Source organism: Streptomyces griseoflavus, from assembly GCF_014649995.1.
In the GTDB taxonomy this organism is placed as follows: domain Bacteria; phylum Actinomycetota; class Actinomycetes; order Streptomycetales; family Streptomycetaceae; genus Streptomyces; species Streptomyces griseoflavus.
The window spans coordinates 1,202,748-1,219,010 of sequence record NZ_BMUC01000001.1 but is presented as its reverse complement, the minus strand read 5'-3'; the positions used below and the strand labels follow the sequence as shown (position 1 = coordinate 1,219,010).

At 73.5% G+C, this 16,263-nt stretch carries 16 protein-coding genes and 1 pseudogene; 8 read left to right on the top strand and 9 right to left on the bottom strand.

The genetic code is table 11. The features are described from left to right. Nucleotides 1-94 precede the first annotated feature (94 nt). The 4 genes from IE172_RS05380 to IE172_RS05365 all read right to left on the bottom strand — a co-directional run bounded on the left by IE172_RS05380 (nt 95) and on the right by IE172_RS05365 (nt 3,351). Nucleotides 95-1,183 carry an aminotransferase class V-fold PLP-dependent enzyme gene (locus IE172_RS05380; RefSeq protein ID WP_229885775.1) on the bottom strand — a complete coding sequence of 363 codons (1,089 nt, stop codon included), beginning with the start codon at nt 1,181-1,183 and terminating at the stop codon, nt 95-97. Between the two features lie 61 nt (nt 1,184-1,244). Beyond that, on the bottom strand, nt 1,245-1,961 hold the full coding sequence (locus IE172_RS05375; protein ID WP_190095882.1) for a DsbA family oxidoreductase: 717 nt from the start codon (nt 1,959-1,961) through the stop codon (nt 1,245-1,247). Between the two features lie 111 nt (nt 1,962-2,072). Then, the gene (locus IE172_RS05370; protein WP_190095881.1) at nt 2,073-2,681 is read right to left on the bottom strand and encodes a DUF1349 domain-containing protein; all 609 of its coding nucleotides are present in this window, start codon (nt 2,679-2,681) and stop codon (nt 2,073-2,075) included. A 55-nt stretch (nt 2,682-2,736) separates the two neighbouring features. Then, nucleotides 2,737-3,351 (bottom strand): LURP-one-related family protein, encoded by a 615-nt coding sequence (locus IE172_RS05365; protein ID WP_190095880.1) that lies wholly within the window; start codon nt 3,349-3,351, stop codon nt 2,737-2,739. 222 nt (nt 3,352-3,573) lie between these two features. Between IE172_RS05365 and IE172_RS05360 the strand changes: the two genes are divergently transcribed. Further along, nucleotides 3,574-5,298, top strand: a complete 1,725-nt coding sequence (locus IE172_RS05360) for a sensor histidine kinase (RefSeq protein WP_190095879.1) — start codon at nt 3,574-3,576, stop codon at nt 5,296-5,298. A 90-nt stretch (nt 5,299-5,388) separates the two neighbouring features. After that, nucleotides 5,389-6,051, top strand: a complete 663-nt coding sequence (locus tag IE172_RS05355) for a response regulator transcription factor (RefSeq protein ID WP_190095878.1) — start codon at nt 5,389-5,391, stop codon at nt 6,049-6,051. 6 nt (nt 6,052-6,057) lie between these two features. On the opposite strand, the gene IE172_RS05350 is transcribed toward IE172_RS05355, so the two are convergent. Continuing rightward, nucleotides 6,058-7,587: an aldehyde dehydrogenase (NADP(+)) gene (locus IE172_RS05350; protein ID WP_190095877.1), complete on the bottom strand. Its 1,530-nt coding sequence runs from the start codon at nt 7,585-7,587 to the stop codon at nt 6,058-6,060. A 141-nt stretch (nt 7,588-7,728) separates the two neighbouring features. Between IE172_RS05350 and IE172_RS05345 the strand changes: the two genes are divergently transcribed. The 6 genes and pseudogenes from IE172_RS05345 to IE172_RS05325 all read left to right on the top strand — a co-directional run bounded on the left by IE172_RS05345 (nt 7,729) and on the right by IE172_RS05325 (nt 11,677). Continuing rightward, nucleotides 7,729-8,502 (top strand): IclR family transcriptional regulator, encoded by a 774-nt coding sequence (locus IE172_RS05345; RefSeq protein WP_190095876.1) that lies wholly within the window; start codon nt 7,729-7,731, stop codon nt 8,500-8,502. A 3-nt stretch (nt 8,503-8,505) separates the two neighbouring features. After that, a complete protein-coding gene (locus IE172_RS05340; protein WP_190095875.1) occupies nt 8,506-8,979 on the top strand; it encodes a GNAT family N-acetyltransferase in 474 nt (157 codons plus the stop codon). Nucleotides 8,980-8,986: 7 nt separating this feature from the next. Then, nucleotides 8,987-9,144 (top strand): annotated as a pseudogene (locus IE172_RS34345) (penicillin-binding protein 2); the annotation flags it as partial. 185 nt (nt 9,145-9,329) lie between these two features. Further along, nucleotides 9,330-9,905, top strand: a complete 576-nt coding sequence (locus IE172_RS05335; RefSeq protein WP_190096019.1) for a SigE family RNA polymerase sigma factor — start codon at nt 9,330-9,332, stop codon at nt 9,903-9,905. Beyond that, entirely contained in the window at nt 9,905-10,756 is an 852-nt protein-coding gene (locus IE172_RS05330; RefSeq protein ID WP_190096020.1) for a hypothetical protein, read from the top strand. Before IE172_RS05335 ends, IE172_RS05330 begins: the two co-directional genes overlap by 1 nt. A gap of 84 nt (nt 10,757-10,840) precedes the next feature. Continuing rightward, nucleotides 10,841-11,677 carry a pectate lyase gene (locus IE172_RS05325; RefSeq protein WP_190095874.1) on the top strand — a complete coding sequence of 279 codons (837 nt, stop codon included), beginning with the start codon at nt 10,841-10,843 and terminating at the stop codon, nt 11,675-11,677. 160 nt (nt 11,678-11,837) lie between these two features. On the opposite strand, the gene IE172_RS05320 is transcribed toward IE172_RS05325, so the two are convergent. The 4 genes from IE172_RS05320 to IE172_RS05310 form a co-directional block, all read right to left on the bottom strand. Continuing rightward, a complete protein-coding gene (locus IE172_RS05320) occupies nt 11,838-12,902 on the bottom strand; it encodes a dienelactone hydrolase family protein (protein WP_229885774.1) in 1,065 nt (354 codons plus the stop codon). Beyond that, the gene (locus IE172_RS34340) at nt 12,899-14,011 is read right to left on the bottom strand and encodes a pectinesterase family protein (RefSeq protein ID WP_229885773.1); all 1,113 of its coding nucleotides are present in this window, start codon (nt 14,009-14,011) and stop codon (nt 12,899-12,901) included. Before IE172_RS34340 ends, IE172_RS05320 begins: the two co-directional genes overlap by 4 nt. Before the next feature lie 73 nt (nt 14,012-14,084). Then, on the bottom strand, nt 14,085-15,419 hold the full coding sequence (locus IE172_RS05315) for a pectate lyase family protein (protein WP_190095873.1): 1,335 nt from the start codon (nt 15,417-15,419) through the stop codon (nt 14,085-14,087). Nucleotides 15,420-15,435: 16 nt separating this feature from the next. Then, a complete protein-coding gene (locus IE172_RS05310) occupies nt 15,436-16,251 on the bottom strand; it encodes a rhamnogalacturonan acetylesterase (protein ID WP_190095872.1) in 816 nt (271 codons plus the stop codon). Between the last annotated feature and the right edge of the window lie 12 nt (nt 16,252-16,263).

Here is a 16,263-nt window from a genome sequence, read left to right as displayed (position 1 = left end):
CGGTGCGGTGGACACACCGCCCGGACCGCGGGCCGGGGCCTCCTCGTGTGGGACAGGGAGGCACCGGCCCGCTGCCGTGTGCCCGGCGGGAGGGTCAGCCGGACAGGGCGTCGAGCAGCCGGTCCACGTCGTCGGCCGTGTTGTACAGGTGGAAGGACGCCCGCAGGTGGCCCGCGCGGTCGGACACCTGGACGCCGGCGGCCGCCAGGGCGGACTGACGGTGGCCGAGTCCGGGCACGGACACGATCGGTGAACCGGGCGCGGACACGGGCGTGTGGCCCAGGGTCGCGAGGCCGGCGCGGAAGCGCCCGGCGAGGTCCAGGTCGTGGGCGCGGATCGCGTCCACGCCGACCTCCTCGACGAGTTCGAGGGAGGCCCGCAGGCCCGCGTAGGTGAACAGGGCCGGGCTGGAGTCGAACCGCCGGGCCGAGCGGGCGAGTTCGGTGACCGGACCGTAGCAGATGGCCCAGGGGTGCTCCGCGCCCACGTGGCTCGCCTGGAACGGCGGCAGATCGCCGAGGTCCTCGGGCACGACGAGGAAGGCCGCACCGTGCGGCCCGAGCAGCCACTTGTAGGTGATGGAGACGGAGTAGTCGAAGGCGCCGGCCTCCATGGGCAGCCAGCCGGCCGCCTGGGAGAAGTCGACGTAGGTGCGCGCCCCGTGCGTCCGGGCCGCCTCGCACAGCGCCGTCAGGTCGGCGATCCGGCCGTCGGCGGACTGGACCGCGCTGACCGCCACCAGTGCCGTGCCCGGCCGTACGGAGTCGGCGATCCGCTCCAGCGGCACGGCCCGCACCTTGAGGTCACCACGGGTGTGGAAGGCGTTGAGCACGGAGGTGAAGTCGTCCTCCGCGGTGAGGACTTCGGCGCCCGGCGGCAGCGAGGCCGCGACCAGCGAGGTGTACAGGGCGGCCGTGGCACCGGCCGCGACACGCTCGGCCGGGACGCCCGCCAGCCGGGCGTAGGCGGCCCGGCCGGCCTCGACGTCGGCGTTCAGGGAGTCCAGCGGACGGCCCTCCACGCGCAGCCGCGCGGCGTGCTCCAGCGCGGTCACCGTACGGGCCGGCAGGAGGGCGTTGCTCGCGGTGTTCAGGTAGGTCGTCTTCGGGGCGAACTCGGCACGGACGAGGTTCTCCAGGGTCTCCATGGATCCACTGTGCGGCCCCGTGATCTCCCCGTCCATGGGCGGATGGTGCGCGCTACCGCGAAGGAACGCTTACGCATGCGCCCTGACCTGGATCGTTCTACTTCTGCGGCACCGCGCATCCGTCCGGGCCGCACGCCTGGGCATCGCTGTCGCCGCCGACCGTCCGCAGCGGCGGCCGCTCGCCCCAGGCCCGGGTGAGCGCCTGGGTGAAGACCTCGGCGGGCTGGGCGCCGGAGACGCCGTACGTGCGGTCGAGGACGAAGAACGGCACACCGTTCGCGCCGAGCTCCGCGGCCTCGCGTGCGTCGGCGCGGACCTCGTCGGCGTAGGCCTCGGGGTCGGCGAGGACCTCGCGTACGGCGTCGGTGTCGAGGCCGGCCTCGCCGGCCAGCTCGACGAGCCGTTCGTCGTCGCCGAAGACGGACCGCTCCTCGGCGAAGTTCGCCGTGTAGAACCGGTCGAGCAGCTCCACCTGGCGTCCCCGCTCGCGGGCGAAGTGCAGCAGCCGGTGCATGTCGAAGGTGTTGCCGTGGTCGCGGCCCCGGGTGCGGTAGGGCAGGCCCTCGGCGGCGGCCTGGGCGCCCAGGTTGTCCTCGCCGGCCTGGGCCTGCGCCTCGCTCATGCCGTACTTCCCGGTCAGCATGGTGATCACCGGCTGGATGTCGCCCTTGGCACGGCCCGGGTCGAGTTCGAAGGAGCGGTGCACCACCTCGACCTGCTCACGGTGCGGGAAGGAGGCCAGCGCCTTCTCGAAACGGGCCTTTCCGACATAACACCAGGGGCAGGCGATGTCGCTCCAGATCTCGACGCGCATGAGTCGGCTCTCTCCAGGGTCGTGCGGGTACTGGTACGGGTGCGGGTCGCGCGGGTGCCGGGGCCCCCTCGCAACTGGATGAACCTTCAAGCAGCCGGTTTCATTCCCCCCTCAGCTGCCGTCCCGCAGATCGCGCGGCCAGTGCGGCCGGTACTCGAGGTGGTCGTAGGTCACCACGCAGCCCTCCCCCATCGGTGACTGCGTCATGAAGCCGACCAGGGCGGCGCCGGTCTCCTTCTCCTCGCCGAGGGTGAAGAACCGGACGAAGGTCCACCGCTCGCCGTCGCGGGACGCGTGGAAGGCGAAGGCACGGCCGGTGCGGCTCACCCGGAGCCAGACGGAACTGCCGTCGACGGTGAAGGAGTTGGCGTCGTCCGAGTGGCCCCGGGTGACCACGGTGCAGACGGTGGGCACGTCCGGGGAGTACTCCAGGCAGAGCTTGGCCCAGGCCCGCTCGCCGACGTGGACGTACAGCACCCCGGCGTCGAAGGTGCCGGCGAAGCCGACCGTGACCCGCGCGATCAGCTGGAAGTCGCCCTCGGGGGCGCCCAGCAGCCGCGGCGCGTCCGCGGCCGGGTCCAGGGCCTCGCCGGTCGGCGGGACGAAACGGTCCTGCCGCGCCCCGGCCCACCCGGTGAGGACACCGTCCTCGTACGACCAGGAGCCGTCGGGTCCGTAGGTGCGCAAGGGAAAGGGGAGTTCGGCGATTTTCAGGTCCATGGCGGAAGTCTCCCAGGCGCGGCCCGCCACCGGGCCCGAGGGGTGGCGCCCGAGGTCAGCGGGACTGCAGGGCGTCCAGGGCCACGGCCTGGGCGATGGCGAGGCGCGGGTCGAGGGCGGGCGAGGACACGTCGACGGCGTAGCGGTCGCGCAGCCCGAACTTCTTGTCCACCCTCATCACCGGCCCGCCGTCCGAGACGAAGTCGAAGTGGTACGGCCACATGAACGGCACGAGGTCGAGCGGCAGCAGGTCCCACAGGCGGCGGGCCACGGCCACGAACCGGTTGCGTTCGCGCCCGACGGCGGCGAGCGAGCCGGGCTGGTCGAGCTCCCACGTCGCACGCAGCAGGGAGGCGGCGAACCTCTTGCGGAACGTGCCGATGGGCCGGCCGTCCGCGTCGCTCACGTCGTAGACCGCGCCGAGGTCGACGACCTGGCGCGCGGTGGCGGTGAACAGGACCTTCCGCCCGGACTCGTCGGTGTGGAAGGTCATCTGTTCCCTGAGCGTCATCCGCTTCTGCTCGGCGAAGGCGAGGACCCTGCCGTCGGAGCCGTCGGACAGCGTCTCGGTCACGACGTACCGGTTGACCATGAGGGTGGTCCTCTGCCGTACGGTGAACCGGCCGTGTCCCTGCCCCGGTGTGCTGTTCACTGCCGCGCTCCCTCGCATCGTCGGGCCGGTCCGGCCCGTGCCTGCCGTCGCCTCCCGCTCGCGTCCGGCGGGGCCATCGTCGTCCCGCGCCCCGGGCCGGGGGGAGTCTCCGTAAGTCGACGCCTCCGACGACCAAAGAGGACAAGAGGCGGTGGCGGCGGGGTGTGTTCACTTTCGTCGTGCGGCAGCGCGCCGAAGGGGGGATGCGGGCACCCGGGTGGGGGCCTCTATGGTCTGCGCGTGGACGTAGCCGATACACCCCGCGCCGAGCTGCCGCTCCGTTCCCGGATCGCCGCCGCCTCCCCCTGGTCCCGCGGGCGCGTCGTCGGGGAGGCCGTCCTCGCCCTGGTGCTCTCCGGGCTCGCGGGGCTGCTCCAGGCGACGGAGTCGGGCTCCCCTGCGCGGGCCGCGGGCCTCGCCCTGGCCGTCGCCGTGCTGTCGCTGGGCCGCCGCGCGCTGCCCGCGACAGTGCTGATGATCTCCTCCGCGCTGGCCGGGGCGGTCGCCGGCACGGTGCCCCTGCTGATCTACGCGAGCTGGTCGGCGGGCAGCCGTGTCAAGAGCCCGTGGCGCGCGCTGGCCGCGTACGCCGCCGGGCTGGTGCTCTTCTTCGCCGCGAGTCTCGGCAGCACGGCCGGCGAGGAGCTCGGCCTGTCGCTGCTGATGACGGCCGTGCTGGGCGCCAGCCCGTTCCTGGTCCTCGCGGTCGTGCCGGGACTCGCCTCCCGGTACCGCGCCCAGCGTCACGACCTGCTGGACGCGCTGCAGCGGCACAACGCCCAACTGGTGCGCGAGCAGACGATGGTGGCGCACCAGGCCCGGTTGCTGGAACGGCAGCGCATCGCCCAGGACATGCACGACAGCCTCGGGCACCAGCTCGCCCTGATCGCCGTGCACACCGGCGCGCTGGAGGTGGACCCGGAACTGGGCGACCGGCAGCGGGAAGGGGTGGGCATCCTCCGGGAGGCCTCCAGGACGGCGATGCGGGAGCTGCGGGAGGCGGTGGGCATCCTGCGGGACGGCGTGGCGGACGCCGCACGGACGCCCCAGGACGACGCCGGGTCCCCGTCGGCCCGGGTGGCGGCCTCCGTCGACCGGCTGGTGGAGTCGTCGCGGGCCGCGGGCACGGCGGTGGAGCTGTGCCGCTCGGGCACCGAACGGCCCCTCGCGCCCGCCGCCGACCACGCGGTGTACCGCATCGCCCAGGAGGGCCTGACCAACGCGCACAAGCACGCGCCGGGCGCCCCGATCACCGTGTCCCTGCGCTACGAGCCGGACAGCCTCCTCGTCGAGGTGGCCAACGGGCCGGTCCCCGCCGGGACACCCGCGGGTCCGCCCCCGGTCAGCGGCGGCCAGGGCCTGGCGGGCCTCGGCGAGCGGGCCCGGCTGGTCGGCGGCATGGTGCACACCGGGCCCACCCCCGACGGGGGTTTCCGGCTCGCCGGTGTGCTGCCCTACGGCGACGGCGGCACGGCGTCCCGTCCGCGGGGCGCGACTTCCGTCGTCGCGGACGACGACTTCCGGGGGCGGACCGGTGGGGCCGCGGCGGGCGAGGGTGGTGCCGGCACCGACCACCGGCCCGATCCGCAGAAGGAGTTCGCCGCCATCATGAGCAGCAGGAAGAACGTCACCCTGGGGTGTTCCCTCGTCGCCGTCGTCATCGTCACGGGCATCGTCGGCCTGCTGGTGTGGGGGGTGTCGAAACTGCTGGACGAAGTGGAGGCGGGCGTCATCCCGGCCGGCGTCTACGAGTCGGCCCGGGTCGGGGACGCCGAGGCGGACCTCCGCGAGAAGTTCCCGGAAGGCGACTCGCTGCTCACCGACGGCGTGGAGAAGGACGGCCCGCCGCTGCCGGAGGACGCGACCTGCGAGCACTTCGTGGACGACGAGGAGGACATCGTCTACCGGTTCTGCTTCACCGACGGGAAGCTGTCCTCCAAGGAGTCCTATCCGCACGAGATATGAGCCCGCGGTACGCGTCCGCACGGGGGGCGGGATCGGGCATGATGGGCGGGCTCCGTCATCTTGTCCTACCGACCCCGCGCAGGAGGCCGTGTGATCCGGGTTCTCGTCGCCGACGACGAGCCGCTCATCAGGGCCGGCATCAGGATGATCCTGACCTCCGCCGAGGACATCGATGTCGTCGCCGAGGCCCGCGACGGCCGGGAGGCGGTGGAGACCGCGCGCCGCACCGCGGTCGACGTGGCCCTGCTGGACATCCAGATGCCCGAGATGGACGGTCTGACCGCGCTGGCCGAGATGGCCCGCTGCGTGCCGTCGGTACGGGTGCTGATCCTGACCACGTTCGGGGAACGCGACAACGTCCTGCGGGCGCTCGGCCACGGCAGCGCGGGCTTCCTGCTGAAGGACTCCGCGCCGCAGGAACTGATCCACGCGGTCCGCGCGGCAGCGGCCGGCAACGCCTATCTGTCGCCGGCCGCCACCCGGCACGTGGTGGACACCCTCGCCTCCCCCGCCGCCACCGTGCGCGGCGAGGAGGCGCGGCGGCGCCTGGCGGGCCTGACCGGGCGCGAACGCGAGGTGCTGGCCCTGCTCGGCGAGGGCCTGTCCAACGCGGACGCCGGCGCGCGGCTGCACATGAGCGAGGCCACGGTGAAGACGTACGTCAGCCGCATCCTGACCAAGCTCGACTGCGACAACCGGGTGCAGGCGGCGCTCCTGGCCCGGGACGCGGGCCTGGAGCCGACCGCGGGGTGAGCGTCCTCAGCGCTCCAGGCCGCCGTTGAACCTCCGGGGCAGTCCCAGGGGGTTGTCGTCCCTGAGCTCCGCGGGCAGCAGCGCCTCGGGGGTGCCCTGGTAGACGACCGGCCGCAGCCAGCGCTCGATGGCGGTGCCGCCCACCGACGTGGAGGTGGAGGTGGTCGCCGGGTAGGGGCCGCCGTGGTGCTGTGCCGGGGCGACCGCGACGCCCGTCGGCCAGCCGTTCACCAGGACGCGTCCCGCGAGCGGTGTCAGGTCCCGCACCAGTTCGGCCCCGCGGCCCTCGCCGGCCGCCTCGGCGGCGGACAGCTGGACCGTCGCCGTGAGGTTGCCCGGCAGCCGGGACAGCACACCGCGCACCTCGTCGTCGTCCTCGTAGCGGGCCACCACGGTGACCGGGCCGAAGCACTCCTCCAGGAGCAGGTCGTGCGCGCCCTCCTCGGCCAGCCGGCTCGCGGGGACGGTGAGGAAGCCCGCGCTGACGGTGTGCTCGCCGCCGGCGCCCGGGGTCACCGGGGACTCCACGTCGGGCAGTCCGGTGCGCTCGGCGACGCCGGCGACGAAGTTGTCGCGCATGCGGTGATCGAGCAGGACGCCCGCCTCGGTGTCGCTGACCGCCTCCGTCAGGGACTTCAGCAGCGCGTCGCCGGACGGTCCGGCGGGGGCGAGGACCAGGCCGGGCTTGACGCAGAACTGGCCGACGCCGAGCGTCATCGAGCCGGCGAGCCCGGCGCCGATGGCCTCGCCGCGCTCGGCGGCGGCGGCCTCGGTGACGACGACCGGGTTCAGGGAGCCCAGTTCACCGTGGAAGGGGATCGGTACGGGCCGGGCGGCGGCCGCGTCGAAGAGGGCGCGCCCGCCACGGACGGAGCCGGTGAAGCCGGCGGCCGCGACCAGCGGGTGCTCGATCAGGGCGATGCCGGCCTCGAAGCCGTGCACCAGGCCGAGGACGCCGCCGGGGATGTCGTGCCGGGCGGCGGCCCGGCGCAGCACCGCGGCGACCAGCTCGGACAGGGCCGGGTGGTCGGGGTGGGCCTTGACGACGACCGGGCAGCCGGCCGCGAGCGCGCTCGCGGTGTCGCCGCCGGCCACGGAGAACGCGAAGGGGAAGTTGGACGCCGAGTAGACGGCGACGACACCCAGCGGGATCTTGTAGCGGCGCAGGTCCGGCACGGGCGGGGTGGCGGTGTCGTCGGGGTGGTCGATGACGACGTCGAGGAAGGCGCCCTCGTCGACGATGCGGGCGAAGGCCCGCAGCTGGTAGCAGGTGCGGGCGAGTTCGCCGGTGAGCCGGGCCGGGCCGAGCGCGGTCTCCGCGTCGGCGGCCTCGACGAGCCGGTCGCGGGCCGCCTCGAGCTCGTCGGCGGCGGTGCGCAGGAAGGCCGCGCGGACACCGCGGTCCGTCAGCGCGCCGCGCGCGTCGTGCGCGGCGCGGACGGCGGTGTCCACCTCCTGGGCTGTGGCCTCCACCGCAACCTGTTCGCGCTGCTTCCCGGTTCGGGGGTCGACACTCCAGACTGGTGCTGCTGCCACCGGGGTCCCTCCACTTGATCGCCGCGTGCGATGCCGCCGTATGTGCGTCATCCCTCAGCGGTGTTCGATATGCTGAACGCTGTCTCTGTAGATGAATGCGCTTCGGAGACTATTTCCCGGCGAACGAAGGGGTCAAGGGCGATGTCGGCTGGCGAGACAGGCGGCGGGTCGCAGGTCAAGTCCGCGGTGCGGACCGTTGAACTGCTCGAATACTTCGCCGGGCGCCCCGGCATGCACTCCCTGGCCGCGGTCCAGGAGGCCGTGGGCTACCCCAAGTCGAGCCTCTACATGCTGCTCCGCACGCTCGTGGAGCTCGGCTGGGTGGAGACGGACGCGACGGGCACGCGGTACGGCATCGGCGTGCGCGCCCTGCTGGTGGGCACGTCGTACATCGACGGCGACGAGGTCGTCGCGGCCGCCCGGCCCACCCTGGACCGGCTCTCGGACGACACCACCGAGACCATCCACCTCGCCCGGCTCGACGGCACCAACGTCGTCTACCTCGCCACCCGCCAGTCGCAGCACTACCTGCGCCCCTTCACCCGGGTCGGCCGCCGGCTGCCCGCGCACTCCACGTCGCTGGGCAAGGCGCTGCTGAGCACGTACTCCGACGAACAGGTGCGCAAGATGCTCCCGGAGACGCTGCCGGCCCTGACCGAGCACACCATCACCGACCGGGAGAAGCTCATCGAGGAACTGCACCAGGTGCGGGAGCAGGGCTTCGCCGTGGACCGCGAGGAGAACACGCTGGGGCTGCGCTGCTTCGGCGTGGCGATCCCGTACCGTACGCCCGCGCGGGACGCGATCAGCTGCTCGGTGCCGGTGGCCCGGCTCACCCCCGCACACGAACAGATGGTCAAGGACGCCCTGTTCGACGCCCGCGACCGGCTGACCCTGGCCACCCGGAGGCTCTGAACCGTGGACATCGCCCTGCGGCCGGTGCACGACAGCGATCTGCCGGTCTTCTACCGCCAGCTGAACGACCCGGAGGCGCTGCGCATGGCCGCCTTCACACCCGAGGACCCGGCCGACCGGGACCGCTTCGACGCCCACTGGGCCCGCATCCGCAGCTCGCCGGAGATCGTGGCGCGCACCGTGCTCGGCGACGGCGACGTGGTCGGCAACGCGGCCGTCTACGGGGAGGCGGGCGAGCGCGAGGTGACGTACTGGGTCGACCGCGCGCACTGGGGCAAGGGCATCGCCACGGCCGCGCTGCGCGCCCTGCTGGCCGAGGTGGACGAACGCCCGCTGTACGCGCGGGTGGCCGCCGACAACCAGGCGTCGCTGCGGGTGCTGCGGCGCTGCGGCTTCGAGGTCTCCGGGCGGGCCACGGCGTACGCGCCGGGGCGGGGCGGGGAGATCGAGGAGCTGGTGCTCGCCCTGGACGGCTGACCCGGCCGGTCCGGGGTCGAACGCGCGGATCTCCGGCGCCACCGTGGGCGGCAGGACCGGTACCGCGCGGCACGGCGAGAACAACAGCAGGACGCCGTACGCCCCGGCAACGGTCCGGCGGCCCCGGTCGCCAGGGCCACGATGAAGGCGGCCCTGCGGGACTGAACCTTTCCCGCCGCCGGTACGTCTGTACGGACGGGGCCGCCCCCATCCCCCCGGGGGCGGCCCCGTCACCGCGCGCACGGCGCGCTCGGCGGACCGGCGGACCGGACGCCGTTCGACCCTCCGCACAGGTGAGCGAAGAGCGCTGCTACGCTCCGGACTTCACGCTGTGCGAGGGGAGGTCGCCCGTGGGCGCCGTCGTCGACGACACCGCCGCGGCGGAGTTCCACGCGTTCTTCGAACGCCACTACGCCGAACTGTCCCGGCTGGCCCATCTGCTGACGGGTGACGCGGACATCGCCGACGACCTGGCCGCGGACGCGCTGCTGGCGTTGTGGCACCGCTGGGACCGGGTGCGCGCGGCCGACCATCCGGTCGCGTACGCCCGGGGCGTGGTGGCGAATCTGGCCCGCACCCGGATCCGCAGCGCGGTGCGCGAGCGGCGGAGGGTCGCGCTGTTCTGGTCGCCGCGGGAGGAACGCGCCGAGAATCCCGATGTGCCGGGCGTGGTGGACGTGCAGGAGGCGCTGCGCCGGCTGCCGTTCCGCAAGCGGGCGTGCGTGGTGCTGCGGCACGCCTTCGACCTCTCGGAGAAGGACACCGCGCTGGCTCTGGGCATCTCGGTGGGTACGGTGAAGAGCCAGACCTCGAAGGGGATGACCGAACTGCAGCGGCTGCTGGGCACGCAGGAGGTACCGCGGCGGGTTCAGGCGGCGGTGGCGGCGACCGCGCGGGCCGACGAGGCCGCGGGAGGGGACCGATGATGCGGCGGGACGTGCACGAGGAGCTGCGCGCCCGGCTGCGGGAGGCGGCCGGGTCGCACCAGCCGGACCGGGAGCGCATGCTGGCGCGGGTGGAGCGCGGCATGGCCGGCCCCGCCCGCCCGGAACATCGGGCCGCCCGTCCGCCGCTGTTCGGCTGGGTGCGGGTGGCGAGCGCGACGGCCGCGGTGGCCGGGGTGCTGGCGGTCGGAGGTTACGCGGTGGCGTCGGCGGTGAAGGACGAGGGGACACCACAGCGGCAGGTGGCCGTCTCGCCGACGCCCACACCGTCCCCGGAGGCGACGAGCAGGCCGCCCGAGCCGCCGGTGAACCCCTCGCCGGACGCCCCGGACACGCCCGGGGACACGGCCACCGCTCCCTCCCGGAAGCCGAGTTCGTCCGCCGCACCGTCCCGGCCGCCGGCCGGGGTCGAGGACGGTCCCTTGTGGTCGGACGGTTCGGTGGACCCGCACAGCAACGAGTTCTGGGCGCAGAGCAATGTGACGCTGAGGACGAGGACCGCGCTGACCGCGCTCACCGTGGAACTGCGGATCCAGCAGACCGGCGGGGTGTCCTCCACGGGCGCCTGGCGTTCCCTGCCCGAGGACGACTTCGACCTCGCGGTGGACGAGCGGGACGGCTTCCTCCTCTACACCTGGACGCTGAAGAAGGGGCGTACCGTCCCGGCGGGCGAGTGGGTGTTCGCGGGCCAGTACAACCACGAACGCGGTGGCCGGGACGCCGGGGGCGACCGGTACACGGCCGAGGCCGGTGCCGGGGCCGGACAGCACGCGGTCGGCGGCGACTTCGCGGCCCAGCGCGACAAGGACGAGGCGGACGGCGGAAGTTCGTAGAAAAAAGTTCGCCGGACGCGGCAACCCTTCCGGTGGCGGTGGCGACCAGGAGACGTACCAACTCTCTTACGCAAGGAATCGGGCATGACTGCACGAGCCGAACAGCGCGCCTCCCACCGCCGCCGCACCACCGGGCGGCGGGCCCTGATCGCCGGGATGTCCGCGCTCGGCATCACGGGTGCGGCGATCGTCACCACGTCGATGCTGTCGACCGCGGGCGCCGCCTCCTCGTCCTGGCCGTCCGACACCGGCAGCAAGCCGGTGTCGAAGACCGTTCCGGTCTCCGGTGTCTACGACGGCGGCATGAAGAAGTTCTACGGCACCGGCGCCCTGGGCGGCGACAGCCAGGACGAGGGCCAGGACCCCGTCTTCGAGCTGGCCGACGGTGCCACGCTGAAGAACGTCATCATCGGCACGCCCGCCGCCGACGGCGTGCACTGCAAGGGCAGTTGCACCCTGCAGAACGTGTGGTGGCTGGACGTCGGCGAGGACGCGGCCAGCTTCAAGGGCACGTCGTCGTCGGCGCAGTACAAGGTGATCGGCGGCGGGGCGAAGAAGGCCGACGACAAGGTGCTGCAGTTCAACGGCGCCGGCACGCTCACCGTGACCGGCTTCCGGGTCGAGGACTTCGGCAAGCTGGTGCGCTCCTGCGGCAACTGCAAGAAGCAGTACAAGCGCACGATCGTGCTGAACGACATCGACGTGGTCGCGCCCGGCAAGTCGATCGTCGGCGTCAACGAGAACTACGGGGACACGGCCACCCTGCGCAACGTCCGCATCCACGGCGACGGCAAGAAGAAGACCGAGACCTGCGCCCGCTACACCGGCAACAGCTCCGGCAAGGAGCCCAAGAAGCTGTCGCCGGTCGGCCCGTACGGCAAGACCTGCGACTTCAAGGCCGCGGACGTCACCTACGAGTGACCGGCCGGCCCGGCCCTCCGGGCCGGTTCGCGCCGTCCGAGCCCCCCTCGGACGCGCACCGGAGGCCGTGACCGAGCCCCCACTCGGCCGGCCCGACGGACGCCCCCGCCGGTGACGACCGGCGGGGGCGTTCCCGCGCGCGCCCGCCGGCCCGGTCCCTTCACAGGACGGAGGCCAGCCAGGCGTACACCTCGTCCTGCATCCCGGCGCCGAAGGCGTGGCCGTGCCGCGGCCAGGTCTTCAGCCGCAGCCGTTCCCCGGCGTCGCAGGCGCGCCAGACGGCGCGCAGCCTGTCGTACGCGACCCGTACGCCGTCGGCGGGGAACAGGGCGTCGCGGGCGCCGTGGAAGAACAGCATCGGCTTCGGTGCGGCGAGGGCCGCCACGTCGGGGATGTCGAGGTGGCGGGCGAGTCCGGGGTGGAGCATGTGGAACGCCGACTGCCCGCGCAGGGTGTTGTTGCCGGGCACCATCATGTCCTTGAGCCCGGTCATCCAGCACACGCTCGCCGCCGCCGCGACGTGGTCACTGAGCGCCGCGGCCTGCCAGGCGCGGTAGCCGCCCATGGAGAAACCGACGGCGGCGACCCGGCGGGCGTCCACCCGGCCGAGCCCGGCGAGGAAGGCGGCGGCCCGCTGGTCCTCCCGGGCGTGGAGTCCGGCGAGGGAGGAGCCGAGGTGGTAGAGGTCGCTCGCCAGCGCCTGCTGCTGTTCGTACGCGAGCGGCCCGCGCTCGCCCCAGCCGAGCCCGTCCAGGCAGAGCACGACGTGGCCGCGCCGGGCGAGTTCGTCGCCGGTGAAGCGTCCGCCGTAGTACCGCCCGGCCCACTCCTCGGCGGAGGCGAGCCGGGTGTCGTCGTACCAGGGACGGACGCACTTCTCCTTGCCGATGTCGAAGCGGGAGCCGTGGTCGTGCAGCAGCAGGACGGCCGGGAACGGGCCGGTGCCGTGCGGGGTGAGCAGGGCGCCGCGCACCCGGGTGTGACGGGTCAGCGAGAGCGTCACCAGTTCCCGCCCGTAGCCGTCCGCCCCGGGTCCGGTGGTGTACTCGGGCGCGTACGGGACCGCGTCCTGCTCCGGCACGATCAGGTGTTCCTCGACCACGGCCCGGGCCGCCCGGCGCCACTGGGCGAAGTCGCGGACGGGCGAGGTGCCCCAGGCGAGCGGGAAGGTCAGGTCGTCCTTGAGCGCCTGGTGCAGGCCGGGCGGGCCCGGGACGGAGGTCACCCGCGGGGCCTCCAGTCGCCGAGGAAGGTCTGCGGGGTGTGGGAGGCGGCCTCGGCCCGGGACAGCTGGGGCCGGTTGACGGGCACGGTGACCACCGCGCCGGGGCCGGTGTTGCGGTACTCGGCGAACCGCTGCTCCTGCCAGGGGTGGCCGCTGGACATGTCGGTGTACGGCGCGACCGCGTCGATGCCGGCGCCGAGCCGGGTCTCCCGGACGGTGAGCATCGGGCGGGCCCTCGGGTCGGAGCCGGGCACCCAGGGGCGGGCCAGCTTGTAGTGGCCGTCGGGGGCCTCGCTGCTGATCCTGCTCCTGGTCACCAGGTAGCCGTGCGGGTTGGCGCCGGCGGTGGAGGGCGCGAAGACGAAGCCGTACGGGGCGCTCGTGAGGTCGGGGCGGATCAGGGTGCGGAAGTGGCAGTGCTCGAAGACGGCGGTGGCACGGCCGAAGACGAAGTCGACGTCGCCCTCGACGTAGCAGTGGGCGAAGTACTGGCGGGCGAAGGTGCCCGGAGACAGCGAGTCGGCGTACAGGGTGTCCTGGTGGCCGAGGAACCGGCAGTGGGTGAAGGCGCTGCGGTCGCCCTGCACCTTGAGGGCGACGGCCTGGGTGCCGCTGGTGCCGGGCAGGTCGGTGCGCAGCCAGTCGTTGGCGAAGGTGATCCAGCGGGCGGTGAAGCCGTCGGGGCGCAGGGTGGTGGTGGCCGAGCCGGAGGTGCCGAGGGTGCCGGAGCCGTCGGGCTTCGGCGTGCCGGCCGCGTTGTCGTGGACGATCACCACGTCGTGGGGATCCTCCGAGGCGCCGATCCAGGTCATGCCGGTGCGGTCGGCGTCGACGGAGACGGTCCCGCGGTAGACGCCGGGCGCGATGACGAGGGTGCGTCCGGTGCCGGTCGCGGCGGTGACGGCGGACTGGACGCCGGTGAAGTCGCCGGCGCCGCGCGGGTGGACGTACAGGGTGCCGGGGGTGAGCCGGGCGGAGGGTGAGCCGTAGCGGCCGAACGGGCCGCGCGGCCGGCGGCCCGCCTGCGCGGGTGCGGCGGACAGGGCGAGCGCGGCAGCGGCCGTGGCGCCGGTGAGCAGGACGTCCCTTCGGGACGGGGAGGAGGGCATGCGGGTACTCCTTGGACGGCGGCCGGTGCGGGCCGCAGTGGGGGCGGACCGCACCGGCCGGCTGGGGACGGGGTCAGCCGAGACGGCCGGCCCCCGCGCCGTGCTTGACCAGGGCCGGGACCGCCTGGGCGGGGTGGACCGCGGTGCGCAGGGTGGGCGTCCAGCCGGCGCCGGACCGCAGGGGGGTGCCGGGGAGCTCCGCGTTGTGCGCGGCGATCAGGTCGGTCCGCTTGCCGTTGACGGTGTTGTGCCGGGCGGTGAGGGGTGAGTCGTTCCACCGCTTGAGGATCTTGGCCGGGCTGATGCCCTTCGCCAGGGTGAACGCGTTGTGCTCGGCGACGAGCTGGGACTCCTTGCCGATGCCGAAGCTGTAGGAGTAGCCGGCCTCGGCGACGAAGTGGTTGTTGTAGACGTCGACCTGTCCGAAGCGGACGCGCGGCGCGCGCTCGACCAGTCCGGAGAACAGGTTGTGGTGGAAGGTCGCCTTCAGCTTGCCCCGGTCGCCGGCGGCGGTGGACTCGCTGTCGCTGTTGCCGATGAGGATCGTCTTGTCGTGCTCGGTGAAGACGTTCCAGGAGGCGGTGACGTGGTCGGCGCCCCGGACGATGTCCAGCTCTCCGTCGTGCTGCTGGTAGAGCATGCCGAAGTGGGTGGGTGCCTCGCTGTCGGGGTGCTCGCCGTCGGTGAACGTGTTGTGGTCCAGCCAGACGTGGGTGGAGCCGTACACGACGGCGGTGTCGTACTCGGAGTTCCAGTTGCCCTTGTCGCCGTCGGTCGGGTCCCACTGCGGGAAGCAGTCGAGCGGGCTCTCCAGGGTGAGGTTGCGGACGATGACGTTGTCCACGCCCTTGATCTGCAGGCTGGCGCCCTTGAGGCCGGCGTTCCGGCCGACACCGATGATCGTGGTGTTGGAGGGGACGTTCGCCTTGATGGCGGTGTCCTGGGCGGCGGCGGAGGCCCTGCGCAGCCCCTCCGGGCTGCCGTCCGGCTCGGCGCTCAGGTCCTGCTCCAGGCCCCAGGTCTCCGGCGCGTACGCCTCCAGGTAGGCGTCGAAGTCGTAGCCGGGCGCGGCGAACGCCTCGCAGCCCTCGGAGACCGCGTCGATGGTCCCCTTCACCTTGATGATCTTCGGGGCGTCCCCGCCGTTCGCCAGGGCCGCCTTGAACTCGGCCCAGGTGCGCACGGTGTACACGTGCTCGCGGTCGGCGGCGGCGCCTCCGGTGGTGCCGGTGCCGTGGGAGGCCCAGCCGTCGCCCGCGGCCAGTGTCTGCCGGGCGGGGTCACGGTGGTGGTGCGACGGGGAGTGCGCCTGGGCGCCCGTGCCGGTCAGGGCCAGGACGAGGGCGGTGCAGCCGGCCAGCGAGGCGGCTCTCACCATGCCATGCCCATGCCATGCAGTTCCGTTCATGGTGCGGCTCTCCTTTTCACGTGGTCCAGGGGTCTTGCACGACGGGTTCCGGCCAGGTGATCCACGCCGGAGGGATCTCCGCGTCCAGCCGCCGCACGTCGCGCGGTGCCAGCACGCGGGTGCGCAGCAGCTCCCGGGCGACCAGCCGCGCCACGGCGATGGCCCCCGGCGGATTGAAGTGCGTGTTGTCCTGCTCGGACGCCGTCCAGTTGAAGTACTTCTTGGTCTCCTCGGCCCCGAGCTCCTGCCACAGCGCCAGCGACAGCGCCTGGACGTCGAGCAGCGGGACCCGTTCCCGACGGGCCAGCGCCCGCATCGCCGCCGGGTACTCCCCGTGGCTGGGCAGGGCCCGTCCGTCCGCGTCGAACCGCCGCCGCTCCACGGCGGTGGCCAGCACGGGCCGGGCACCCCGGGCCCGCGCCCCGTCGAGGTACCTCCGCAGGTACTCCTGGTACGTCGTCCAGGGCTCGGTGTACCGGGTGGGATCGGCGGTCTTCTCGTCGTTGTGCGCGAACTGGACGAGCAGGAGGTCGCCGGGCCGGATCGCGTCGAGGATCGGCCCCAGCCGACCCTCGTCGACGAAGCTCTTCGAACTCCGCCCGTTCACGGCGTGGTTGGCGACGCCGAGATGCCGGTGCAGGAGGAACGGCAACGCCGTGCCCCACCCCGTCTCGGGGGCGGCGTCGGCGTACTTCTGGGCCGCGGTGGAGTCACCGGCGATGTGGAGGGTGCGGTGCCGGCGTCCACCGGCATGGGCGGCGCCGGTCGCGGCGAACGCCAGGGGGAGGGAAGCGACGGCAGCGGACGTCACCTGTCTGCGGCTGAGCGACACGCCGGTGGCCCT